We start from the raw sequence: 24,770 nt of genomic DNA on the forward strand, positions 1-24,770 counted from the left end.
CCTGGACGAAATGTCGTCTTCTAGGACGACAAACCGCGTCCCCGGTCACGACAGACCGCGTCCCCGGTCGGGGCAGACCGCGTCCCCGGTCGGGGCAGACCGCGTCCCCGGTCGGGGCAGATCGCGTCCCCGGTCACGACAAACCGCGTCCCCGGTCGGGAGGGGGGTGGGTGGTCGGTGGGGCTTGTCGGTGGCGGCGGTTAGGGTCCAGATCGTGACAGTGCACGTGCACCGTGGCCGCAGCACCGAGGTGCTGGCCGACGGACTCGCCGAGCTCCTCGCGGCGCCCCTGGGGGACCCGTTCGCCGAGGAGGTCATCGCCGTGCCGACGCGGGGTGTCGAGCGGTGGCTGGCACAGCGGCTGTCGCACCGGCTGGGTGCCGGCAGCAGCGACGACGGCGTGTGCGCGGGCGTGCGTTTCCTCAACCCGCACTCCCTCGTCTCGCTGGTGCTCGGCATCGACCGGGACGACCCTTGGCACCCGGACCGGCTCGCGTGGCCAGTGCTGCGCGCCATCGACGCCTCCCTCGACGAGCCCTGGGCGACCACCCTCGCGAGCCACCTCGGGCACGGGCAGACCGGCACCGAGCGGGACCTTCGTCGGGGTCGCCGGTATGCCGTGTCCCGTCGGCTGGCCGGGTTGTTCGCGGAGTATGCCGCCCAGCGCCCCTCCCTGGTCGCGGACTGGACGGTGGGCGGCTCGGGCGACGGGCTGGGCGGCACGGTCGCCGAGGACCTGGCCTGGCAGCCCGAGCTCTGGCGCCGCGTGGTGGACCTCGTCGGGGAAGAGCCACCGCACGACCGTCTCGAGCGCGTGGTGTCGATCCTGCGGGAGCACGGCCCGGGCACGCTCGGGCCCTTGGGCGACCCGCGCCGGGGCGCGCTGGAGCTGCCCGGTCGACTCTCGCTCTTCGGCCACACCCGGATCCCCCGGGCCGAGCTGGAGGTGATCGGTGCGCTGGGCCAGCACCTGGACGTCCACCTCTGGTTGCCGCAGGCCTCCCCTGCCGCCTGGGAAACCCTCGCTCCGGCGGTGGCCGACGGTCCGATCCCCCGCGATGAGGACGAGACCGGTCTGCTCATCGCGCACCCGTTGCTCGCAAGCCTGGGCCGGGACGCCCGCGAGCTGCAGCGAGGCCTGGCCCTGCTCGCCGACGACACCACCGAGGCGAAGGCGGTCACCGACGTCTCCCCACCACCTCAGGCGTCCACCCTGCTGGCCCTGCTCCAGCACGACCTCGCCGCCGACCGCAGCGCGGGCGAGGACGATCTGGCGAGTCGCGACATACCGGCCTCGGATCGAAGCATCCAGGTGCACGCGTGCCACGGCCGCTCCCGCCAGGTCGAAGTGCTGCGCGACGTCCTGACCGGCCTGCTCCAGGACGACCCGACGCTGGAGCCGCGCGACATCCTGGTGATGTGCCCGGACATCGACGCCTACGCACCGCTCGTGCACGCGGCCTTCGGGCTCGGCGAGATCGTCCGGGACCAGCAGGCCCACCCCGCCCACCAGTTGCGTGTCCGGCTCGCCGACCGCGCCCCGCAACAGACCAACCCCCTGCTCGAACTCGCCGGTCGCCTCGTCGAGCTGGCCGGGGGCCGCGTCACGGCCGGTGAGGTGCTGGACCTGGCCCGGACGTCCCCCGTGCGGCGCCGGTTCGGGCTGGACGACGACGCCCTCGACCGGCTCGGTGACTGGGTGGACGCCACCGCGGTGCGGTGGGGCCTGGACGCCGAGCACCGGGCCGACTACCACCTGTCCAACCTGCGCCAGAACACCTGGCAGGTCGCGCTCGACCGGATCCTGGTCGGCGGTGCCGTCGACGGCGAGGATCTCGATCACCTCGGCCAGACCCTCGCCCTGGACGCCCTCGACTCCGGCGACCTCGACCTGGCCGGCCGACTCGCCGAGCTCGTCGACCGGCTCGGCCACACGCTGCGCGGACTGCGCGACGCCGACACCGTGCCCGAGTGGATCCAGCGCCTGCGGGACGGGGTGCGCGGTCTGGCGGACACGACATACCAGGACGCGTGGCAGCTCACCCAGCTCGAACGCGAGCTGGACCGGCTCGAGGCAGCGGCCGCGGGCGAGGGTTCGGTCTCGCTCGCGCTGTCCGACGTGCGCGCGCTGCTCGCCGAGCAGGCGGCCGGGCGGGCGACCCGCTCCAACTTCCGCACCGGGACGCTGACCGTGTGCACCATGCTGCCGATGCGCTCGGTGCCGCACCGCGTCGTCGCCCTCGTCGGGCTGGACGACGGCGTCTTTCCCCGCACGACCACGCCCGACGGTGACGACGCCCTGGCCCGTCGGCCGGTGACCGGCGAGCGCGACCCGCGCGCCGAGGACCGCCAGCTGCTGCTCGACGCGGTCTTGGCGGCGGAGCAGACGCTGGTGGTGACCTATACCGGCTTCGATGAGCACTCCGGGCAGGAGCGACCGCCCGCCGTGCCGCTCGGGGAGCTGCTCGACACCCTCCGCCACACGGCCCGGGGTGAGGGCGTCGACCGGGTGCTCACCGCCCACCCGCTCCAACCCTTCGACCCCCGCAACCTGGGCGCCGAGCACGACCCCGTTGGACGCCCGCCGCTGCTGCCCGACAACCGGCCGTTCAGCTACGACCCCGCCGCGCTCGCCGGGGCGCGGCAGGCGACCGCTGTCCGCGCCGAGCCCACCCCCATCGCCACCCACCTGCTGCCGCCCCTGGAGCCCAGCGATGTCGACCTGAACGACCTCATCCGCTTCTTCGAGAACCCGGCCCGCGCCTTCCTGCGCACCCGCCTCGGCCTGATGCTGCCCGAGGTCCCCGAGGAGCGTTCCGAGGGCATCCCGGTCGAGCTGGACGGTCTGGCGTCCTGGTCGGTCGGCGACCGGATCCTGACCGCCGTGCTCGAAGGTCGCGACCCCGTCGCCACCTTCGACGCCGAGCAGTGGCGCGGCGAGCTGCCGCCCTTCCAGCTCGGCCAGCGCGCCCTGGGCGAGGTGACCGCCCACGTGCAGGCGCTGTGCGAGGCGACCTGGCGGGTGACCGGTCTCGGCGGGCTCGGGGTGCCGCTTCCGCGCGACGTGGCCGACGTCGACCTCACCCTGCCCAGCGGGCGCCGGCTGACTGGGACGGTGCCGGGCGTGGTCGGTCAGCGGGCGCTCCAGGTCACCTATTCAAGCATCAAGGCCAAGCAACGGCTGCGCTCCTGGATCACCTCGCTCGCGCTGTCGGCCGGGCTGAGCGAGGAGGCGAGCAGCCACCTCATCGGGCGCTTCCGGTGGGGCCGGGCGCCGGGCTATGTGCACGTCTCGCACGGCCCGCACGCGCCCGATCGGGCGCTGGAGCTGCTCGACCAGCTCGTCGACCTGCGCGACCGAGGGCTGCGCGAACCGCTGCCGCTGTCCCCCGGCACCGCGCTGTCGTGGGCCGCGGCCTGGCACTCCGGGCCGGGCAGCGAGGGCTCGGCCACCCTTGCCGCAGAGCGGGAGTGGCGGACCAATGATGCCTACGAGAACGCCTTCCCCAAGGAGCAGGATGACCCGAGCGTGCTCTTCGTGCATGGCGCCTCGCTGCCGCTGCAGGACGTGCTCGGCACCGCGCCCGAGGACGAACGCTGGACACCCGGCGTCACCAGCCGACTGGGTCAGGTGGCGCTGCGCGTCTGGGCGCCCGTGCTCGACGGCGGCGAACGGATGGAGCGGGTATGACGATGCACCAGTTCGCGATCACCGATCCCCTGCCGCAGGGCACGGTGCTGCTCGAGGCGAGCGCGGGGACAGGCAAGACCTGGACGATCGCCGCCCTCGTCGCCCGTTATGTCGCCGAAGGCGTGGTGACACTGCCCGAGATGCTCGTCGTCACCTTCGGCCGGGCCGCCTCCCAGGAGCTGCGGGCGAGGGTGCGCGAGCGGCTGGTCGAGACCGAGCGGGCGCTCTCCGACCCCCCTCCGCCGGACGAGCGGGACGAGCTGGTCGCGCTGCTGCTCGACGTCGACGACGAGGAGCTCGCGCGGCGGCGGACCCGGCTGCGCGCCGCGCTGACCAACCTGGACGCCGCCACGATCGCGACCACCCACCAGTTCTGCCAGCAAGTGCTGCGCAGCCTCGGGGTGGCGGGCAGCACCGATGCCTCGGCCACGCTCGTCGAGGACGTGGATGACCTGCTGGTCGAGGTAGTCGATGACCTCTACCTACGCGGGTTCATGTCCTCCGAGCAGACGCCGGCCTTCAGCCGCAAGGACGCCTTGAAGATCGCTCGGACCGTCGTCGGCGACAGCCTCGCCGGCCTGCGTCCCGACCTGGGGATGCTGGAGAAGGGCAGCACCGCCGACCGCCGGGTGCGTTTCGCCAAGGCCGTCCGCGCCGAGCTCGACATCCGCAAGCGCCGTCTGCAGGTCATGCACTACAACGACCTGCTCAGCCAACTCGCCGACGCGCTGCAGGAGGAGGACTCCCCCGCCCGTCAGCGGATGCGCCAGCGCTGGAAGGTGGTGCTGGTCGATGAGTTCCAGGACACCGATCCCGTGCAGTGGCAGATCCTGGACCGCGCCTTCTCCGGCGCGGCCCACGCGATGGTGCTGATCGGGGACCCCAAGCAGGCGATCTACGCCTTCCGCGGCGGCGATGTCGTCACCTACCTGCTGGCCGCGTCGACCGCGAGCGATCAACGCACCCTGCCCCGCAACTTCCGCTCCGATCCCGGCGTGGTCGACGGGCTGGGCGTACTGCTCGGGGGCGCCCACCTGGGTGACGAGCAGATCGCGGTCCATGAGGTGAAGGCTGACCGCACCGAGGGGCGGCTGGTCGGCGCGCCCCAGGAGGCCCCGGTCCGCCTGCGCCAGGTGCTGCTGCGCGAGCACCTCGGCGACGACCGGCGGATGCCTGTGGTCCGCCCGTTCATCGCCCGTGACCTCGCCCAGGACGTCGCGGCGCTGTTGGCCTCGGACGCCACCTTCGACGGTCGCCCCGTCCAGGCCCGCGACATCGCGGTCATCGCGCACCGCGGCAAGGACCTGCTCGAGGCGCAGCGCGCGCTGCATGCCCTCGGCATCCCCGCGGTCAGCGCGGGCGGCTCCAGCGTCCTGCAGAGCCGCGCCGCCCATGACTGGCTCGCGCTGCTGGACGCGATGATCGCCCCGCACCGCGCCCCGCTCACCCGGGCGGCCGCGCTCACCGACCTGCTTGGGTATGACGTCGCTCGCCTCGACACCGGCCGCGCCGATGCCGCGGAGCTGGACGATGAGCTGGCGCACCAGTGCCGGGAGCTCGCCGCGGTGTATGCCCGCCAAGGGGTGGCCGCGGTGCTCGAGGTGCTCATCACCGGTGGCCTGCCGGCCCGGGTGCTGGGCCGGGTCGGCGGCGAGCGCACCCTCACCGACCTCAAGCACGTCGCGCAGTTGCTGCACGAGGTCGCCCGGCGTGACCAGCTCGGGCTGGTCGCCCTGGTCGAGTGGCTGCGGGCCGGCATGGTCGAGGACGCACCCCAGTCCTCCGGCGCCCGCACTCGGCGCCTGGACAGCGATGCCGCCGCCGTGCAGCTGGTCACGATCCACGGCAGCAAGGGCCTGCAGTACCCCGTCGTCTATCTGCCCAGCCTCGCCGACCGCTGGATCAGCGACAGCCCGGACATCCCGCTCTTCCACGACGACTCCGCGGACCGGGAGCGCTGCCTGGACGTCGGCGGCGAGGGTGGCAACCCGGGCTGGGCGGACTCGGTGCGTGCCCACAAGGACGAGGACGCCGGGGAGTCACTCCGGCTGCTCTACGTCGCCATGACCCGCGCCCAGTCCCAGGTCGTGACCTGGTGGGCGCCGGTCACCAATGCCGCCAACTCACCCCTGCATCGCGTGCTCTTCGGTCGTGGCCCGGGCGTCGGGGCGGTGCCCGACATGGTGTCGGTCGGGCGCCGGGACGCCGAGGCCACCGAACGTCTGGAGGCCTGGGCGACCGCGGGCGCCTTCCAGCTCGAGCGCGCCGACCCAGCCGCCGACGTACCCGAGGTGCCCATCACCGCTCCCCCGCAGTTGGCCGTGGCGCCCTGGACCCGGGTCATCGACACCGGTTGGCGGCGCAGCTCCTACACCGCACTGTCGGCGGCCCAGGACGACCTCTCTCCTGGGGTGGGCAGCGAGCCCGAGGTCGTGCCGCGCGAGGACGAGCCGGACACCGTCGACCCGGTCGTGGAGAGCACGCCCGCGCTGCCGGGCCTGGACGCCGGGCTCGCGCCTCCCACCGGCTCCGATGTGCCGTCGCCGATGGCGGACCTGCCGGTCGGGGCCACCTTCGGCTCGCTCGTGCACGGTGTGCTGGAGCACGCGGACCCTCGCGCTGCGGACCTGCGCACCGAGCTGCTCGAGCACATCCGCGAGCAGAAGGTGCTGTGGCCGGTCGACCTCGGTGAGGGTGGCGAGGACCTGCTCGCCGACGCTCTGGTCGCGGTCTGCGACAGCCCCTTGGGACCGGTCGCCGGTGACATCACGCTGCGGGACATCGGCAGAGGTGACCGGCTCACCGAGCTGGACTTCGAACTCCCACTGGGCGGGGGTGACCTGCGCAGGGTGGGGGGTGTGGCATACGGGACGGGCGGGGGTGCGCCCACTGGCAAACTCCTCGGCGACCTGGCTCCGGTCCTGCGCGCACATCTACCCAGCGGCGACCCGATCCGCGGCTGGGCCGACGTGCTCGACGCCAACCCCGACCTCGCGGGGCAGGCGTTGCGCGGCTACCTCACCGGGTCGATCGATGTCGTGCTGCGCACGCCGGAGCAGCGCTATCTCGTGGTCGACTACAAGACGAACTGGCTCGGGCGGCCCGACCAGCCGCTCACCGCCGCGGACTACCGACCCGAGCAGCTGCACGAGGCGATGGGGCACAGCTCCTACCCGCTCCAGGCCCTCCTGTATGCCGTGGTCGCTCACCGATTCCTGCGCTGGCGGCTGCCCGGCTACGACCCGGAGCAGCACCTGGGCGGGGTGCTCTACCTCTATGTGCGAGGGATGTGTGGGCCGCAGACGCCGGTCGTCGACGGGCATCCGTGCGGGGTCTTCTCCTGGCGGCCGCCGGTGAGCCTGGTGGTGTCGGTCTCGGACCTGCTGGACGGGCACGGCGAGAGTGAGGGGGCAGCATGAGTGTGGAGATCTTCGAGGTCAATGACGCGTTCGACCGGCGGCGGGCCCGCTCGACCGGCGGGCTGCTCGGCGCCTTCAACGAGGCGGGCGTGCTGACCGCTGCCGACGTGCACCTGGCCCGGACCCTGGCGCGGGTCACGCGGGAGCAGGACGAGAATGCCGTGCTTGCAGCGGCGATGGCCGCCCGAGCTGTGCGGACCGGATCGGTCGCCATCGAGTTGACAGCGCTGGCGAGGGACGGCGCCGAGGCGCTGCCGGAGCTGGACTGGCCAGACGCCGACGAATGGCCCGAGTCCGTCGCCGGGAGCAAGTTGGTGGCTCAACGGGCGCTCGTGGTGGACCAGGGGTTGGTCTACCTGCAGCGCTATCACCACCAGGAGGTCCAGGTCGTCGATGCCCTGCGGGCCCGGGCCGAGCAGGAGCTGCCGCCGATCGATGAGGACGTGCTCGCTGCCGGGTTGGCGCGGATCTTTCCCGGGGAGACCTTTGCCGAGCAGCGGGTTGCTGCTGAGGTGTTGGCGCGCGGGTGGACGTCAGTGCTCACCGGTGGGCCGGGAACGGGCAAGACCACCACGGTCGCCGGGGTGCTGGCGCTCCTGGCCGAGCAGGCCGCAGCGGCGGGCGACCGGCAGTTGCGCGTCGGCCTCGCGGCACCGACCGGAAAGGCAGCGGCCCGGGTCAAGGCGGCGCTCGACGGAGCCCTCGCAGGGATCCTGGAGCGAACACCAGAGGAGGCCGAGCGCGCGATCATCGAACCGTTGGGCGAGGTCGAGGCCATGACCCTGCACCGGTTGCTGGGCTGGGTGCCGGGTAGCACGACCCGGTTCCGCCACCACCGCGCCAACCGGCTGCCGCACGATGTGGTGCTGGTGGACGAGGCGTCCATGGTGTCGCTCACCCAGATGGCACGGCTGCTCGAGGCGCTGCGGCCCACGACCCGGCTGATCCTGGTCGGCGACGCTGACCAGTTGGTGTCTGTCGATGCGGGTGCGGTGCTGGCCGACCTGGTGGCGGGCGCTGAAGACGCGCAGTCGCTTTCCTCCCCTGTCGCGCTGGCCAGGCTGCGCACCGTGCACCGGTTCGGGGAGACGATCGGCGCCCTGGCCGAGGCGCTTCGCGTGGGTGACGCGGACGCCGTGGTCGCTGCCTTGTCGGCCAGGAGCGCGGAGGTCGAGTGGGTCGGGGATGACGAGGGTGACCACACGGCATACCTGAGACCGCTGTTGACGCGGCACGCGGGCGCGGTGCTGGACGCCGCCCGGCGAGGGGACGGGGACGGGGCGCTGGCCGCGCTCGGGCGCCACCGACTGCTGTGCGCGCACCGCGCCGGACCGCACGGGGTGCGGACCTGGAACCAGTACGTCGAGTCCTGGCTGGCCGAGGAGACCGGGCTGCCGTTCTATGACCAGATGTATCTCGGGCGGCCGCTGCTGGTGACCGCCAACGACTACGCAACCGGGGTGCTGAACGGTGACACCGGCGTAGTCGTCGCGTCGCAGCGACCCGACGGGACGCCGGTGCGGATGGCGGTGATCGAAGGACCGGCCGGAGCGCAGCGCTTCGCGCCCAGCCGTCTCGGGGACGTCGAGACGATGCACGCCATGACCATCCATAAAGCGCAGGGCAGCCAGGCGACGGAGATCACCGTGCTGCTGCCGGAGGCGGAGAGCGCGCTGCTGACCCGCGAGCTCTTCTACACCGCGGTCACGCGTGCCCAGGAGAAGGTGCGCGTCGTCGGCAACGAGGCTGTCGTGCGGGCAGCGGTCGAGCGGCGCGTGGTGCGGGCGAGCGGGCTGCGCCAGCGGCTCGCCGGTGAGGTGGGGAGCGCCTGTGCGGGAGCTGTGATAGGCCTAGGCTGATGGGAACCGAGAAGGCGTCAGGAACGCCGCGGCAGGCGGGACCGTTGGGTCTGGCCGCGCGGCGGACACTTCGGTCATTTCCACCGGTCGCCCGCCGGGAAGCCAAGCTGGACCGACTGTTGCTGGAGCGCTCCGAACTCAGGGGACAGCTCGGCGCCCTGCGCGACCAGGTGAGTGTGCAGGACGACCAGATCCGGCATCTGGAGGCGGAGTTCCAGCGGCTGGGCGCTGAGGTCGCCTTCGAGGATCGCTTGGTCGAGCGGCTGCGACGGCCCAGTTTCACCACCCGCTATGCGTCCTACCGGCGCGACGTCGCTCGGGTCTGGCGAGCGGGGGGTGGTGACGTGCGCGAAGGGATGAACCGCAAACTGGCGATGTACCGGTTCGCGGAGAGCCACGGAGTACGGGTCCCGCAGGTGCTCGGCGGCTGGCAGACCCCGGACGAGATCGACTGGGCGAGCCTGCCTAATCGCTTCGTGCTCAAGAGCGACGGTGGAGCCGCGAGCAACGGGGTCTTTCCGCTGGAGCGGGTCGGGGACTCCTTCCGCACGGTGGGCGGAAGCACGCAGCGCCAGCCGTCCTTCTATCGCGGCAAGTTGCGCTCGCGCCTGAGGGCGGACGCCATCTGCCCGCCGTTCTTCGTCGAGGAGTTCCTGGATACCGGGATCCCGGGGCGGTTGCCGGTGGACATCAAGATCTACGCCTTCTTCGGGCAGGTCGGGCACGTGTTGCTGCGGGACATGGGGCGGCACGGGGACCGGGCCACGGCGCGCTGGCGCTATCTGGACGCGGCTGGAGCGGATTTGGGTCCGGTGAGCCTGACCAATCCAGCCGGCCCCGACGTGCCGGTGCCAGATCGGCTGGCGGAGATGGTGGCGATCGCTGAGCGTCTATCGCGAGCCGTGCCGCTGCCGTTCGTCCGGATCGATCTGTACGACCTGCCGGAGAGCATCTTCTTCGGCGAGGTGACGATGATGCCGGGCGGGCCCCAGCGGTATACCCCCGAGCATGACGAGATCCTCGGACGGCACTGGGAGGATGCGGCGCGACGGTTGGCGACCGAGTTGCGCTCGGGCCGGAAGTACGGGTTGCTGCACGGGGATCATCCGGTCCGCACGCCTGCTGAGGAGAGCCTCGACGGCATTCCGGGCGGTTCCTCGTGAGGGGGGCGAGCGGTCCCCGTGGGCTCGCGAGGCGCGGCGCGCGGCGTCTGGTGCGCGCGCTCCCACCGGTCGCCCGCCGCGACCAACGGATCGACCGACTCGGCCAGGAGATCGAGGACCTCCGCTCACAGATCGAGGCCCAGCAGGATCGGCTCGGCAAACAGGAGGGACAAATCGCCCGCCTGGACCAGGATGTGCAGCACTTCGGCGACGATTCGCGGGTGGAGGACCTGCTCCAGCAACGGGCCCGGCGACCCAGTTTCCTGTCGCAGTACTCGGCCTACCAGCGGGAGGTCCTCGCCGGGTGGGCCGCGGGGGCCGAGGGCGGGGACGTTCGGGTCGGGATGAACCGGAAGCTCGCGATGTACCGGTTGGCGGAGAGCCACGGCGTCCGAGTTCCGAGGATCAGCCACGCCTTCGCCTCCCTGGCGGCGATCGAGTGGGACGACCTGCCCGAGCGCTTCGTCCTCAAGAGCGATGCGGGGTCGGCGAGCAATGGCGTCTTTCTGCTTGAGCGTGACGGGGACGGCTTCCGGCTGATCGGCGGCGGGCGGCGCGTCTCGCGCGACCAGGTCATGGACAAGCTGAGGAGCCGCCACGAGATCGGCCGGGTGCTTCCGCCCTTCTTCGTCGAGGAGGTCCTGGACACCGGTGAGTGCGACCGGTTACCGGTCGACATCAAGATCCACGCCTTCTACGGCGAGGTGGGCCACGTCCTGCTACGCGACATGGCCAGGCACGGCCATCGGGGATCGGCGAAGTGGCGGTACCTGGATCGAGCCGGTCAGGACCTTGGAGCCGTCAGCAAAACCAATCCCGTGGACCCGAAGGTCCCGGTGCCGGCGCGGCTGCCCGAGCTGGTCGCGATCGCCGAACAGCTCTCGCGAGCAATGCCGCTGCCCTTCATCCGGGTCGACCTCTATGACCTGCCCGAGAGCATCGTCTTCGGCGAGCTGACGCTGATGCCGGGCGGCGGGCAGCGGTACACCGCCAAGCACGATGAGTTCCTGGGCAGGAAGTTCGAGCATGCCGCGACCCGGTTGGCCCAGGCACTGCGCTCAGACCAGCCGTATGGGCTGGTCGTGGGTGAGCACCCGGTCCACACACCGAAGGCCGAGGTCATGCTGGGCACCGGCACATGAGGGTTCTGGACACCGGGGCATGAGGGTTCTGGACACTGGGGCATGAGGGTTCTGACGAGCCCCGCAGCGGAGGACCGGGACAACGAGGATGCCGTGTGGGTCGGCGACGGTGTCGTGGTGCTTGTCGATGGCGCTGGCCTGCCCAAGGAGCAGCGCGCTGGGTGCACACACTCCGTGGCGTGGTTCGCCCAGCAGGTGGCCCGGACCTTCGGTGAGCGGCTGAGCGAGGCGAGGGGTGAGGCTCACTCTCGCGGGATGCGGGAAGCGCTACGGGAGACCATCACGCGGGTCGCCGCTGCCCACGGCCCTGATTGCGACCTGGGCGCTGGCTCCCCCAGCGGCACGGTGGTCGCCTGGCGTGTGGGCACCGATGACGTAGAACTGCTGACGCTGTGCGATTCCTCGATCGTGGTCGTCGGGGAGACCGCCCAGCACGTCACCGACGATCGGATCGACCACGCGCTCCAGCCCCTCGTCGAGACGGGGATCCAAGAGGACGTGCGTCGCGGCATACCGGTGGACTCGGAGCGTCGGTGGCACCACCATCGAGTCGCACTCGAGGCGACCCGGAACCAACCAGGCGGATGGTGGTGCGTGCACCATGACCCGGCAGCGGCTGACGAAGCCCTCGTGCGGACCCTCCCGCGAGCTGGGCTGAGGCACCTGATCGCCGCGTCGGACGGGGCGACGCGTGCGTTCGACCTACTGGGCACGCACAGCCTCGCCGAGTTCGTGGCCGCGTGCGTCGCCGGTCATCCCGAGCAGATCCGGGATGCCGTCCGGCAGGCCGAGGTCGACGAGGCGACCGCGCTGCAGGATCGGGGCCGCAAGGTGCACGACGACTTGACCATCGTGACGGTGGAGGTGAGCTGATGGACATCACCGAACTCCGTCCACCCGTCGAGGACGGACCCTGGCCACCCATCACGCACTTCCCACCGCTCGATTACCCACCCTTGCAGCGCGCTCGATCGTGGACCGGGCTGACTTATGCGTTGGTGGATGGCTACCGACCCCTCGTGCTCGACGTGCACGTCCCGGAGGGTGTTGAGGCCGCCCCGGTCGTGCTGTGGGTGCACGGCGGCGGTTGGGTGAGCGGCGACCGCCGGCACGTCCCCCTGCAGTGGGGGCAGCACCGGATGTTCCAGGAGATGATCGATGCTGGCCTGGCGGTGGCGACTGCCGATCACCGGTTGCTCGGGGAGGCGCCGGTCGAGGCCGCGGTGCACGACCTGGTCGCGGCGATCCGCTATCTGCGGTGCTATGGCGAGGCACTCCGGATCGACCCCGATCGGGTGGGGCTGTTGGGCGACTCTGCCGGCGCGCACCTGGCGGCGATGGCTGGGCTGGTGGGAAGCCACCCGGAGCCCGACCCCACGCTGCTCGGGGATCTGGGCGTGGGTGGCGGACGCGCCGATGTGCGGGCCATCGTGTGGTGGTACGGCGCCTCGGACCTGACCCGGACCCCGGCACTGATGGAGATGATGTGGCCGGGTGAGTCTGGCCAGCGGCGTCTGAACCTCGCCCGCCGACTCTCCCCGGTGACCCATCTGCGCTCGGATTCTCCGCCGCTGCTGCTGATGCACGGGGACCGGGACTCCGTGGCGCCGGTGCAGGAGGCTCAGGTCTTCCACGCGGCTGCGCAGGCTGCGGGCGCCCTCAGCGAGCTCGTGATCGTGCCCGGCGCAGAACACGTCTTCCTCGGCGCTGAGATCGAGCCACTGTGGGGCCACGCAATCGCGTTCCTGCGCACCCACCTCGCTGACCAGCAGTGATGTGAGGTTCCGGAGAGACGTGAGATTGCCCCACCAGCCGGGGCAGATTGAGCTTGCCCCACCACGTGGGGCGAATTGAGCTTGCCCCACCAGGAGGGGCAGATTGAGCTTGCCCCAGCAGGTGGGGCAAGCTCACGTCTCCGTGGCCCCATGCCCTAGGCAGGCCAAGAGCGTGCGACCGCCCGGTCGCGCGCTCCCCTGCGGGGCGCGACCGGGCGGTCGGGGTCGGCCGGGTGTCCCGTCCCTGCCGACTGCCTGCCGGGTGTCCCGACCCGGCGGCTAAGGGCCTGGCGGCGCCACGTGTCCCGCGTGGCGGCGGCCCTGGTTCGTGTCCTGATCCAGCTGGCGTCTCCTTGCTGTTGCTGCGACCTGATGAGCGCGGTGGGCTCTGCAGGCGTTGGTGTCTCGTGTCGCGTCAGGCGGTGGCGAGTCCTTCCGCCGGGGTGACCCGGGCCGCGCGCCGCGCGGGCAGCACGCTGGCCAGCACCCCAGCCAACAGCGCCACGCCGAGGATCAGGCCCAGCCGGGCCCACGGGATACCGAGCCGCACGTCGGTGCCATCCGGCAGCACCGTCTGCACGCCCAGCCAGGCATAGAGCAGTCCCAGCGCCAGCCCGATCAGGGCACTCACCACCGCCAGCAGGACGCCCTCGGTCAGCAGCATCGAGCGCATCTGGCCGCGGGTCAGCCCCAGGCCCCGGAGCAGCGCGTGCTCCCGGTGCCGCTCGATCACCGACAGCGACAGCGTGTTGGCGATGCCGACGACCGCGATCAGCACGGACACACCCAGCAGCGCCGTGGTCACCAGCACCAGCACGTCGAGCACCTGAGTGATCACGGCACGCTCACTGGCCGAGCCCTGGATCGTCAGCGACGCGTCTCCGGCGGCGATCTCGTTGAGCCCGCTCATCGTCGAACCGAGGGTGTCGTCGGACACCTTGATCAGCACCGCCTGCTGGCCGACCTCGTCACCACCCAGGGCGCGCACGTCCTCGGCGTTCATGGCCAGGTTGTTGCCCATCCCCATCTCGAAGACGGTCAACTCGCGGCTGCCGCCCGGCCCGCTGACCTCGATTGTGTCACCGACCTTCAGCCCATGGATCGCCTGCAAGGTGTTGCTCAGCCCGACGGTGCCAGGCGTCAGCTCGGCCAGCTGCGGGGCGCTGCGCACCACGTCGCTGCTGCCCTGGTCCAGCCCGAGCGCCAGCGTCGGATAGTCCTGCTGCCCGAGCCTGAGGTATGCCGTCTCCACCAGACGCGCAGCCTCCACACCCTCGACCTCGCTCACCTGCGCGAGCGTGGCGCGGTCGATGGTCCCGCTGATCGGGGTGCTGTCGTCCGGGGCGACATCGTTGGGAGCGGTCGCCACGAGGTCCACCGCGAAGGCGTCATCGATCTCTCCGAGAGCCGTCCGCTCGCCGGTCGCGGCGCCGATCGTGGTCATCGTGATCAGGGTGACGCCGACGAGCAGCGCGGCGCTGGTCGCCGCGGCCCGGCCGGGGTTGCGCACCGCGTTGTCCACCGCCAACCGGCCTGGGACACCCGCCGCCCGTGCGCCCAGCCCCAACGTCCGCACCGCCAACGGGACCACGACCACCGCCATCAGCAGCACACCGGCGAAAGACACCACGCCACCGAGGACGCCGGACATCATGTCCCGGCCGGTGGCGGCATACACCATCAGGGCGCAGCCCAGGGCGAAGGCGAGGGCACCTGCTCCGACACGCCACCATGGGGTGCGGGCTCGCTCCGAGCTCTCGCCGGTGGGGCGCAGCGCGGCCAACGGCGAGACGCGGGTGGCGCGGTGCGCCGGCACCAGCGCGGCGAGCAGCGTGATCACCGTGCCCGCGATCAGCGGCAGCACGATCGCCGTGACGGGGATGCTGAGCGAGGTGCCCAGCGGGATCCCGATCTCAGCGGCGCGCGCCCAGGCCAACAGACCCGCAGCGAGGGCCATCCCCACACCGATCCCGATCGCCGAAGCGACCACGCCAAGCAGGAGCGCCTCGATCAGCACCAGGCGGCGCACCTGTGTCCGCGACCCACCCACGCACCGCAGCAGCGCGAGCTCACCGGCCCGCTGCGCCAACGTGATCATGAACGTGTTGGCGATGACGATCGCCGCCGTGACCAACGCGACCGCGCCGAAGCCGAGCAGGATCGCCGACAGCACAGCCGTCTCCCCCGTCATCTGGTCGACCGCCTGCTGCGCCGCCTCGGGGCCGGTCAGCAGCTGGGCGGTCGGCAGCACCGTGGCGACGGCCGAGCGGGCCGCGTCGACACCGACCCCGTCAGCGGTGTGGATGAGGAGCTGGTCGTACATCAGGCCTGGGTCCAGCTCGCGCAGCAGCGCGTCAGGCGCCACGAAGCCCCGGCCGTAGCTCAGCGGACCTAGCTCTCCCGGGTTCACGACGCCGACCACCGACACCTCGATCGGGTCCGGGTCTGCGGCCGCGTCAACCGGTTCACCGGTCGACGCATCGATCGCCGGCATCGGCTCCAGCGACAGCGTGTCCCCGATGCCGGTGCCGCCCTCAGCCGTCTGCTCGGTCACCGCGATCTCCCGCGGACCAGTGGGCAGCTGCCCCTCGACCAGGGTCGCCGCCGGGGGCATCGTCGCGCCGATGATGAAGCTGTTTCCCTGCGACAGATAGACCATCGCGGGAGCATCGACCTCCGCAGTCTCCGGCAGCGCTGCCACCGCATCCAGGTCAGCGGCACCTAACCACATGTCCGTCGGGCTCGCGACGAGGTCGGCATCGCGCACCCCCGCCGCGACCTGGTCCTCGATCCCTGCCTGCGCCGTCGCGAGCATCGCCAGGCTGGCCGTCAGGAAGGCCGTGCCGATCACGATCGCGATCGCCGCCGCGACCAGCCGCCGACCCCGGGAGGCGAGCCCGGACAGCATCCACCCCGCGGCCATCAGGCGCGCCCCAACTCACGCACGGCCTGCAGCACGGCGTCGGCGTCCGGCTCGACGAGGTCGCCGGCGATCTGACCGTCGGCGAGCAGGATGACCCGGTCCGCGACAGCAGCCGCGTTGGCGTCGTGGGTCACCATGACAACTGTCTGACGCCACTCGTCCACCGAGCGACGCAGCAGCGCGAGCACCTCGGCCCCGGTCGTGGAGTCCAGCGCACCGGTCGGCTCATCGGCGAAGATCACCTCGGGCCGGGTCACCAGGGCGCGAGCCAGCGCCACGCGCTGCTGCTGACCGCCGGACAGCTCTCCGGGGCGGTGGCCGAGGCGCTCGGTCAGCCTGAGACCGTCGACGATCAACTGCTCCCAGGCAGGGTCGACCTTGGTGCCGGCGAGGTCGAGCGGCAGCCGGATGTTCTGGCGGGCGGTGAGGGTGGGCAGCAGGTTGAAGGCCTGGAAGACGAAGCCCACCGCACGCCGCCGGACCTTGGTCAGCTGGCCGTCGCTGAGCGAGGTGAGTTCGGTGTCACCGAGGAAGACGCGGCCACCGGTCGGGCTGTCCAGACCCGCGAGCAGGTGCATGAGGGTCGACTTCCCCGAGCCGCTGGGGCCCATGATCGCGGTGAACCGCCCCGCCTCGATCCCCACGGACACCTCGCGCAGGGCGTGCACGGCGGTCTCCCCGCGCCCGTACGTCTTGGTCAGGTCCAGGGCGCTGGCGGCCAGCTCGGCCGTGTTGCGTGAGGCGGTGCTCACCGAAGTCGTCGTCATGATCACGACGGTAGGCGGGCCCGATCACCCCCCACGTCCACCACCGGTCGCCACCTTCGTCGCCCGGCATCAGACCCAGGTCTGACGTGTGCTCAGTCCACCGGCGTGCGCTGGCCAGGCACGCTCGCGCCGGTGGTGAACTTCAACCCGGCCGCGCAGCCGATGATCCCGAGCAGGAAGACCACCTTCCACGGCGTGAGCGGCTCGGCCCCGGTCGCGGCGGCCCAGGACACGGTGAGGACCGCGCCCAGACCGGTCCACACGGCATACGCGGTGCCGATCGGGATGGTGCGCATCGCCTGCGCGAGACCCAGCAGGCTGAGCACGCAGAACACCAGGAAGACCACGGTCGGGCCCACCCGGGTAAGGCCGTCCGAGGCCCCGAGCGCGGTCGCCCAGACCGCTTCGAGCACCGCGCTGACCATCAGGATCGCCCACCCCACGTCAGGCCACCAGCTTCAGGCCAACCACGCAGGTGACGATGCCGAGGAGCAGCAGGACCCGCACCAGCGTCGCCGGCTCGGTGCCGCGCAGCATCGCCCAGAGCACGGTAAGGCTGGCGCCGGTGGCGGTCCACACGGCATACGCGGTGCCGGTGGGGATGGTCTGCATCGCGACCGCGAGCCCCCACATGCTCAGGATGGCGGCGATCACGAAGATCGCGGTGGGCAGGGGACGGCGTAGGCCCTTGGAGGCGCCGAGGGCGGTGGCCCAGACGGCTTCGAGGATGCCGGAGCCGATGAGGATGACCCAGTCGATGACGATCACTCCTGATGACGAGGTTCTGGCGCAGAGTCGACAACATGGCGTGGCCAGTCTTGTCTTCACCGGGTACTGAACCGTCGTCCGGGACGCTCTCGCGTCAGGGCCAGCCTAGCGGGGCGGCGGACCCAGGCGGGAACGCTCTAGGTCGGTGTGGACGGGTGGGTCGCGACCTCCTCGGTCCCGGCCTGCGTGACATGGCCTACTCGGGCCGACCGACCAGCCCAGTCTCGTACGCCGTGATCACCATCTGCACCCGGTCGCGCAGGCCGAGCTTGTGCAGCACGCGGCCGATGTGGGTCTTCACGGTCGCCTCGGCCAGGAACAGCTCGGCCGCGATCTCGCTATTGGTCAGCCCGCGACCGACGGCTTCGAGCACCTCGCGCTCACGGTCGGTCAGCGGCTCCAACCGAGCGGCGGCAGCTCGACGTTCGGTAGCAGCGGCGCTCTCGGCACCGGCGTCGGGCAGGTCGGGCACGAAGCGCTCCAGCATCCGCCGGGTCGTCGACGGCGCCATCGCGGCATCTCCGGCGTGCACCGCGCGGATCGCCGCGAGCAACTCGGCCGGGCCGGCGTCCTTGAGCAGGAAGCCGGAGGCACCGGCCTTGAGCGCGGCGAAGACGTATTCGTCCAGGTCGAAGGTGGTCAGCACCAGGACGCGCACCCCCCGCTCCCCCGCACCCGCCGCCATCAACCGGCGCGTCGTCTCGACCCCGTCCAGCCGCGGCATCCGGATGTCCATCAGCACCACATCCGGCCGGGTCGCCTCGATCGCCTCCAACGCCGCCAGGCCGTCGGCAGCCTCGCCGACCACGGTCATGTCGGACTGCGCGTCCAGCACCATCCGGAACCCCGCGCGCACCAGTTCCTGGTCGTCGACGAGGAAGAGCCGCGTGGGCCCGCTCGGGTGGTCGGCCGCGTGCTGGCCGGACCTGCTGTCGGACGAGCCGGGGTCGGACAGGTGCTGGTCGGACATGCTCACCGGATGCCTCCTGGGGCGGTCATGGGTCCTGTCGAGGGTATGCCGTGACCCTGCTCCGGCGCGCTGCCCCGCCCCCCGAGCCGGTCGCCCGAGCCAGCCTCGTCCTCCGTGATCCGCGCCGGGATGCTCGCCACCACCTCCCAGCCACCGGCGGGCCTGGAGCCGGCGTGCACCGTGCCGCCCAGGACCTCCACGCGCTCGGCCATGCCGAGGATGCCGTTGCCCTCCCCGTCCGAGTCCGGGTTGAGTCCCTGGCCGTCGTCGGTGACCCGGACCAGCAGCACCGCCGGGGTGCGGAGCACATCGACGTCCACGGTCGCGTCCGGTCCGGCGTGCTTGAGCGCGTTGGTCAGCGACTCCTGCACGACGCGATATGCCGCGAGGTCGACCTCGCGGCTGAGGTTGGTCACCTCACCGCGCACGGCCAGCCGGACCGCCAGCCCGGAGTCCCGGACGCGCTGGACGAGGTCGTCGACGTGGGCCAGGCCCTGGAGCGGGGAGTACTCAGCGCCGGCGCCCTCCTCGCGCAGGACGCCCACCAACCGTCGGGTCTCGGACAACGAGGCGCGGGCGGTCTGGGCCAGGGTGTCCAGCGTCTGGGCAGCCCGTTCGAGCGCAGCCCGGTCCGCCCCGATCGCCGGCGGCTGCTCCAGAGCGGTCCGAGCGGCATACAGGGCACCATCGGCCTGCACCACGACCACGGCGAGGGAGTGGGCGACCACGTCGTGCATCTCGCGGGCGATCGCGGCGCGCTCGTCCTGCGCGGCGAGGCGGCTGCGCTGCGCCTGGTCGCGGGCGAGGGCGCGGTTCTGGGCCTCGAGGCGGCTGACCACAGCCTTGCGACGGCGGACGACATCGCCGAGCACCCAGGTCACACCGACGAACATCGCCAGGAAGATGGTCTGGAAGCCGATCGCGAACAGGACTCGCCCCAGGCTCCCCCACATCGCTGTCCAGCTCACGCCAGCGACCACCGCGCCGAGGAGCCCCAGCGCGAGCACGGCGCGGGACTCGAAGCGGGTGCCGAAGGCCGCGGCACTGTAGATCGCGATGGGCACGGCGATATTCGCCGGGTGCGGGCTCTCCATCAGCGCCACCTGCATGAGGCAGCCGGTCGCGACCACTCCCGCGACGGGCAGCGGGTACCGCCGCCGCCAGAAGAGCGGCGCGATCTGGACCACCCCGATCACGAACTCGCCCAGCCCGAGCGCCGCCGTCGTGATCAGCAGCCAGAGGGCCAGTCCCCCGACCAGGACAGCGTCGGGCAACCACGGGCGGTCCCGCCAGGCCTGTCCGCCGCGGGCGATCCAGGCGGTGGGCCCGGTCCGTCGCGGGGCAGGGTCAGGCGCATTCATGACCACGACCTTAGGCGCCAGAGCCGGCCGGCCACGTCGGACTGCGGTCGCCGGTGTGGGTGCGTGGCGTCATACCGGGGTATGACGTCGCCCGGCCGGGTGCGGCGACGCACCTGGGCAGCGCGGCGGGCGCTACTCCTTGGGCTCCTCGCCGCGATCCGGCGACTCGGGCCGGTCGACGTCGAGGTCCGGCGGGTCGTCGGCGCCCGGGATGAGGGAGACGACCTCGCCGTAGCGGGGCACGACCGCGGTCCAGTCCAACTCGTCGGCGATCCGGTCGCCGAACGCCTCGGCGACCTCCTCCTCACCGTGCACGATGAAGACCGTCTCCGGCTCCTGGTCGAGGTCGCGCAGCCAGTCGATGAGGTCGGTCGCATCCCCGTGGACCGAGAACTCGTTGCTGCGCACGATCTCGGCGCGGACCCGGATGTGGTGGCCGTTGATCTTCACCGAGCGGGCGCCGTCCTCGAGGTCGCGGCCGCGGGTGCCCTTGGCCTGGAAGCCGGTGAGGATGACGCAGTTGCGCTTGTCGGGCAGCAGCCGGGCGAGGTGGTGCAGGACACGGCCGCCCTCAGCCATGCCGGAGGAGGCGATGATGATCATCGGGTCGAAGCGGCGGTTGAGGGCGCGGGACTCATCGCCGGTGCGGGCCTCGATCAGCTGGGGCAGGTCGGTGAAGTCGTCCACGGTGATGTCCTCGCGCAGCTCGCCGAGGGACTCGTCGCGATAGACATCCAGCACCCGCAGCGCCATCGGTGAGTCGACGACCACCGGCACGCGTGGGATCCGGTCCTCGCGCATCAGCTGCACCAGCGCGCGCAGCACGGCCTGGGTGCGGTCGATCGCAAAGGCGGGGATGACGACGAGGCCGCCGCGGTCGATAGTGCGAGAAATCGCCTGCGCCATCGGCTCGTGGGCCAGCTCGGGCTCGGGGTGCTCGCGGTCGCCGTAGGTCGACTCGCACAGCACGTAGGTCGCGCCCTGCGGGGTCCCGCGCGGCTTGAGCAGCGGGTGGTCGTGGCGGCCGAGATCGCCGGAGAACAGGACCGAGGTCTCCGGCAGCTCCAGCCGCACGCTGGCCGAGCCCAGGATGTGCGCGGCCCGGGTCCAGCGGCCGGTGAGGCCCTCCCCCAGGTCGACATCCTCGTCGAAGTCGATCGTGCGGAAGAGCGGCAGCGTGCGCTCCACATCCTCGACGGTGAACAGCGGCTTGGGCTCCTCGTGCTTGGACCAGCCCTCCCGCTTGGCCTGCTCGGCCTGCTCCTCCTGCAGCCGGCCCGCGTCGCGCAGCACGATCTCGGCGAGCTGCCGGGTGCCCTCGGTGGCCCAGACCGGGCCGGAGAAGCCGTCGCGGACCAGGGCGGGCAGGTAGGAGACGTGGTCGGTGTGGGCGTGGGTCAGCACGACGGCGTCGATCGTGGCCGGGTCGACCGGGAAGTCTGCCCAGTTCAGCGCCCGCCACTCCTTCTCGCCCTGGAAGACACCGGCGTCGACGAGGACCTTGCGCTCCCCGATCGTCACCAGGAACTTCGAGCCGGTCACCGTGCCGCTCGCGCCGAGGAAGGTCAGGGTCACGGGTCTGGTCGCCATGTCACGACCCTGCCAGAGGTGAGGGGCGGTCGCCACGGGAGAACCGGCATACGGGAGGGGGTGGCGCGCGACGGGGAGGCCCGTATGGCGCGACCCACCCGTGCGGGCGGGGTCACCTGCTCAGCGGGTGGCGGGCGGTCTTCCGGGAGAGACTGAGGGGATGCCCCGACCACGCCCTCGCCACGCCGCCCCCGTCACCCGTGCCTCCCGCGGAGAGGTCGTGCTCGCGAGCGCCTTCCTGGTCTCCGGGACGCTTCACCTGGTGCGTCCCCAGGTCTTCGAGCCGATCGTGCCGCGAGCACTGCCCGCCCATCGCGAGCTCGTCCTGGCCTCCGGCGTGGCCGAGATCGCTTGCGGCGCAGGACTTCTGGTCCCGCGCACCCGAGTGGTGGCAGGAGCGGCCAGCACCGCCCTGCTCGTCGCGGTCTGGCCGGCGAACGCGCAGATGAGCCTGTCCCACGGGCGCCGTGCGGCTCGCACGAGGCGACCTGCGCACGTGGCGACCTTCGTCGGGACGCTGCTGCGGCTCCCGCTGCAGGTGCCGCTCATCCGGATCGCGCTGGGCGCGGCGCGACGCCCCTGAGCCCGCGGCTCAGACCTCCAGCGCACGCACGGTCGGGACGCCCACGCGGTAGGGGATGTGCAGCCAGCTGGGGGCATCGACCACGGCAAGGTCGGCGCGCAGACCCACCTGCACCCGGCCGATGTCGTTGCGGCGCAAGGACTTCGCGGAGCCGACGGTGGCGGCGAGCAGCGCCTCGGCCGGCGTCATCCCCATCTCGCGGACGGCGAGCGCGATCATGATCGGCATCGAGGAGGAGTAGCAGGTGCCCGGATTGCAGTCGGTCGCGATCGCGAGCTGGACGCCGGCCTCGATCAGCCGGCGGGTGTCGGGATAGGGCTGCCGCGTGGAGAACTCGACCCCTGGCAGCAGGGTGGCGACGGTGTCGCTGCCGGCGAGCGCCTCGACGTCGGCGTCGGTGAGATAGGTGCAGTGGTCCACGCTGGCCGCCCCCAGCTCGACGGCCAGCTGCACGCCCGGGCCGTCGCCGAGCTGGTTGCCGTGGACGCGTAGCTCCAGCCCGGCCTCGCGTCCGGCCTCGAGCACCCGCCGTGACTCCTCGCCGTCGAAGGCCGTCGGGCTTGCGGGCTCGCAGAAGACGTCGATCCAGCGGGCGTGCGGCGCGCAGCGCCTGGAGCATCTCGCCGCAGACCAGGTCCAGGTATGCCGCTCTCCCGGCCGACCCCTGCTCCCTCGCCTCGGGCGGGACGACGTGGGCACCGAGATAGGTGACCTCGGGGGTCACCTCCCGGGCGAGCCGCAGCGCGCGAACCTCGTCCTCGACGGTCAGGCCATAGCCGCTCTTGATCTCCACGGTGGTCGTGCCCTGGGCACGCATCTCGCGCACCCGGCCCTGGATCAGCTCGCGCAGCTCGCTGTCGCTGGCGGCGCGGGTGGCGGCGACGGTGGTCGCGATGCCGCCCCCGTCGTAGGGCGTGCCGGACATCCGAGCCGCGAACTCCGCCGAGCGGTCGCCGCCGAAGACGAGGTGGCTGTGGCTGTCCACGAAGCCAGGGATGACGCTGCGGCCGTCGAGGTCGATCGACCAGTCGGCCTCGGGCGCCTGGTCGGCGAGGCCGATCCACTCGACGACGGGCGCGCTGTCCTCACCACCGCCACCGACGACCACTGCGGCGTCGCGGAGCACACCCAGGCCGGCGTGCAGGGGTTCGGTCACGGCACCCTCGAGGGTGTCGTCGCAGGTGACGAGCTCGCCGATGCCGGTGATGAGGATGCTCATGCACGCGACCGTATCCGACGGCCGCGCTCGCCAGCGCCGCGCCGTGGATCAGGTGAGCCCGATGAGCTGCGCGACGACCACCGCCGAGGCACCGATGACCACCCAGATCAGGATGAGCGGCCAGAGGAACTTCACCCACTTCTCGTAAGGGATGTTGGCGATGGCCAGCGAGGCGAGCAGGGAGGCGGAGGTGGGGATGATCGAGTTGCTGAGCCCGTCGCCGTACTGGAAGGCCAGCACCGCGACCTGCCGGTCGATTCCGACCAGGTCGGCCAGTGGCGCCATGATCGGCATGGTCGTCGCGGCCTGCCCGGAGCCGGAGGGGATGAACAGGTTCAGGATCAGCTGGACGAAGAACATCGAGACCGCGATGAGCGGTCCCGGGGAGGGCCGAGAGCATGCCGGAGGCCCAGTTGAGGATCGAGTGGATGATCACGCCGTCCTCGAGGACCACGAGGATGGCGCGGGCGAAGCCGACGATGATCGCGCCGAAGACGATGCCCTTCATGCCCTCGATGTAGGCGTCGAAGGTGCCGTTGAGGCCCAGGCCGCCGATGAAACCGGCGATCAGTCCCAGGATGATGAAGACGGCCGTCATCTCGGTCAGGAACCAGTCGTGGGTGAAGATCCCCCACATGTTGAGCACGATCGCGCCGACGAGCAGGCTGAGGACCACGCCGTGCTTCCAGGTGAAGCTGCGCAGGTTCAGGTCGGAGTCGTCGTCCTTCGAGCTGGCCTGACGCTCCTTCTCCAGCTCGGCCACGACGCTGCGTTCGGGGTCCTTGCGCACGTTGCGGGCGTAGCGCATGACGAACAGGATCGCGACGGTGAGGAAGAGGATGTAGGGCACCAGGCGGAACTGCCAGCCGGAGAAGAGCTGCACCTCAGCGATGCCCTGGGCGACGCCGACGGTGAAGGGGTTGAACATGCCGCCGGAGAAGCCCGCCGCCGCACCCATGATCACGATCGCGGCGCCGGTGACGCGGTCGTAACCGAAGGAATACATGATCGCGATCACGATCGGGACGAAGACGATCGCCTCCTCCGAGAGGCCAACGGTGAAACCGAGGACCGAGAAGGTCGTCATCAGCACCGGGATGAGGAGCAGGTCCCGCTTGCCGAAGAACGCGATGAGTTTGCTGACCAGGCCCTCGATGGCGCCGGTCTCGCGGATGACGGCGAAGGCGCCGGCGACCAGGAAGATGTAGAAGACGATCTGCGCGCCGGCCTCCAGGCCCGCGGGGATGGCCTGGAACATCTCAAAGGCGTTGACCGGCTGCTGCTCGACCTGCTGATAGGTGCCGTCCACCACCAGGGTGCGCTCGACGCCGTTGACCTCGCGGGTCTCGGTCTCGAACTCACCGGCGGGGATGATGTAGGTCAGGATCGCGGCCAGGGCGACGATGCTGAGGATGATCGCGTAGGTGTGCGGGAAGACGAAGCGCTTCTGCTCAGGTTCCTGGGCGGTCGCTGCGGTCATGGGGTCTCTTTTCGGTTCCGTATGCCATGGGTCGCCGCCGGTGGCCGCGTCCCCTTCAGA

General features: G+C 71.6%; 16 protein-coding genes, 1 pseudogene and 1 riboswitch. Of the genes and pseudogenes, 8 read left to right on the forward strand and 9 right to left on the reverse strand.

What is annotated here, in order from left to right:
* Positions 1 to 214 precede the first annotated feature (214 nt).
* The 7 genes from recC to ACQBAT_RS14210 are packed head-to-tail and all read left to right on the forward strand — an operon-like array spanning position 215 to position 13,049.
* A complete protein-coding gene (gene recC / locus ACQBAT_RS14180) occupies positions 215 to 3,691 on the forward strand; it encodes an exodeoxyribonuclease V subunit gamma (protein ID WP_420747932.1) in 3,477 nt (1,158 codons plus the stop codon).
* Positions 3,688 to 7,110, forward strand: a complete 3,423-nt coding sequence (locus ACQBAT_RS14185) for a UvrD-helicase domain-containing protein (protein ID WP_420747931.1) — start codon at positions 3,688 to 3,690, stop codon at positions 7,108 to 7,110. The genes recC and ACQBAT_RS14185 overlap by 4 nt, the downstream gene beginning before the upstream one ends.
* The gene (gene recD, locus ACQBAT_RS14190; protein ID WP_420747930.1) at positions 7,107 to 8,969 is read left to right on the forward strand and encodes an exodeoxyribonuclease V subunit alpha; all 1,863 of its coding nucleotides are present in this window, start codon (positions 7,107 to 7,109) and stop codon (positions 8,967 to 8,969) included. Before ACQBAT_RS14185 ends, recD begins: the two co-directional genes overlap by 4 nt.
* A complete protein-coding gene (locus ACQBAT_RS14195; RefSeq protein ID WP_420747929.1) occupies positions 8,969 to 10,132 on the forward strand; it encodes an ATP-grasp fold amidoligase family protein in 1,164 nt (387 codons plus the stop codon). Before recD ends, ACQBAT_RS14195 begins: the two co-directional genes overlap by 1 nt.
* 50 nt (positions 10,133 to 10,182) lie before the next feature.
* A complete protein-coding gene (locus ACQBAT_RS14200; RefSeq protein WP_420747928.1) occupies positions 10,183 to 11,274 on the forward strand; it encodes an ATP-grasp fold amidoligase family protein in 1,092 nt (363 codons plus the stop codon).
* 42 nt (positions 11,275 to 11,316) lie between these two features.
* Positions 11,317 to 12,147 carry a hypothetical protein gene (locus ACQBAT_RS14205; protein WP_420747927.1) on the forward strand — a complete coding sequence of 277 codons (831 nt, stop codon included), beginning with the start codon at positions 11,317 to 11,319 and terminating at the stop codon, positions 12,145 to 12,147.
* Positions 12,147 to 13,049, forward strand: a complete 903-nt coding sequence (locus ACQBAT_RS14210) for an alpha/beta hydrolase fold domain-containing protein (protein ID WP_420747926.1) — start codon at positions 12,147 to 12,149, stop codon at positions 13,047 to 13,049. The genes ACQBAT_RS14205 and ACQBAT_RS14210 overlap by 1 nt, the downstream gene beginning before the upstream one ends.
* Positions 13,050 to 13,464: 415 nt before the next feature.
* Here the strand turns inward: ACQBAT_RS14210 and ACQBAT_RS14215 are convergent, their stop codons facing one another.
* From ACQBAT_RS14215 to ACQBAT_RS14245, 7 genes are all read right to left on the reverse strand, one after another.
* Positions 13,465 to 15,972: an ABC transporter permease gene (locus ACQBAT_RS14215; RefSeq protein WP_420747925.1), complete on the reverse strand. Its 2,508-nt coding sequence runs from the start codon at positions 15,970 to 15,972 to the stop codon at positions 13,465 to 13,467.
* Positions 15,972 to 16,739 carry an ABC transporter ATP-binding protein gene (locus ACQBAT_RS14220; protein ID WP_420747924.1) on the reverse strand — a complete coding sequence of 256 codons (768 nt, stop codon included), beginning with the start codon at positions 16,737 to 16,739 and terminating at the stop codon, positions 15,972 to 15,974. Before ACQBAT_RS14220 ends, ACQBAT_RS14215 begins: the two co-directional genes overlap by 1 nt.
* A gap of 92 nt (positions 16,740 to 16,831) precedes the next feature.
* Positions 16,832 to 17,182 carry a DMT family transporter gene (locus tag ACQBAT_RS14225; RefSeq protein ID WP_420747923.1) on the reverse strand — a complete coding sequence of 117 codons (351 nt, stop codon included), beginning with the start codon at positions 17,180 to 17,182 and terminating at the stop codon, positions 16,832 to 16,834.
* Between the two features lies 1 nt (position 17,183).
* A complete protein-coding gene (locus ACQBAT_RS14230) occupies positions 17,184 to 17,498 on the reverse strand; it encodes a DMT family transporter (protein ID WP_420747978.1) in 315 nt (104 codons plus the stop codon).
* Between the two features lie 48 nt (positions 17,499 to 17,546).
* Positions 17,547 to 17,608, reverse strand: a riboswitch (guanidine-III (ykkC-III) riboswitch).
* Between the two features lie 95 nt (positions 17,609 to 17,703).
* A complete protein-coding gene (locus tag ACQBAT_RS14235) occupies positions 17,704 to 18,345 on the reverse strand; it encodes a response regulator (RefSeq protein ID WP_427197766.1) in 642 nt (213 codons plus the stop codon).
* A gap of 134 nt (positions 18,346 to 18,479) precedes the next feature.
* The gene (locus ACQBAT_RS14240; protein WP_420747921.1) at positions 18,480 to 19,838 is read right to left on the reverse strand and encodes a sensor histidine kinase; all 1,359 of its coding nucleotides are present in this window, start codon (positions 19,836 to 19,838) and stop codon (positions 18,480 to 18,482) included.
* Between the two features lie 132 nt (positions 19,839 to 19,970).
* A complete protein-coding gene (locus ACQBAT_RS14245) occupies positions 19,971 to 21,428 on the reverse strand; it encodes an MBL fold metallo-hydrolase RNA specificity domain-containing protein (RefSeq protein ID WP_420747920.1) in 1,458 nt (485 codons plus the stop codon).
* 160 nt (positions 21,429 to 21,588) lie between these two features.
* On the opposite strand from ACQBAT_RS14245, the gene ACQBAT_RS14250 reads away from it, so the two are divergent.
* Complete coding sequence (locus tag ACQBAT_RS14250) at positions 21,589 to 22,011, forward strand: DoxX family protein (RefSeq protein ID WP_420747919.1); 423 nt, start codon at positions 21,589 to 21,591, stop codon at positions 22,009 to 22,011.
* A 9-nt stretch (positions 22,012 to 22,020) separates the two neighbouring features.
* On the opposite strand, the pseudogene hutI reads toward ACQBAT_RS14250, so the two are convergent.
* Positions 22,021 to 23,167: pseudogene (gene hutI / locus ACQBAT_RS14255) on the reverse strand (imidazolonepropionase).
* Positions 23,097 to 24,710, reverse strand: coding sequence for a YfcC family protein (locus tag ACQBAT_RS14260; protein WP_427197709.1), 1,614 nt, complete (start codon positions 24,708 to 24,710; stop codon positions 23,097 to 23,099). The pseudogene hutI and the gene ACQBAT_RS14260 overlap by 71 nt, the downstream one beginning before the upstream one ends.
* Positions 24,711 to 24,770: the final 60 nt, after the last annotated feature.

The organism is Ornithinimicrobium pulveris (genome assembly GCF_050261105.1).
Classification (GTDB): domain Bacteria; phylum Actinomycetota; class Actinomycetes; order Actinomycetales; family Dermatophilaceae; genus Ornithinicoccus.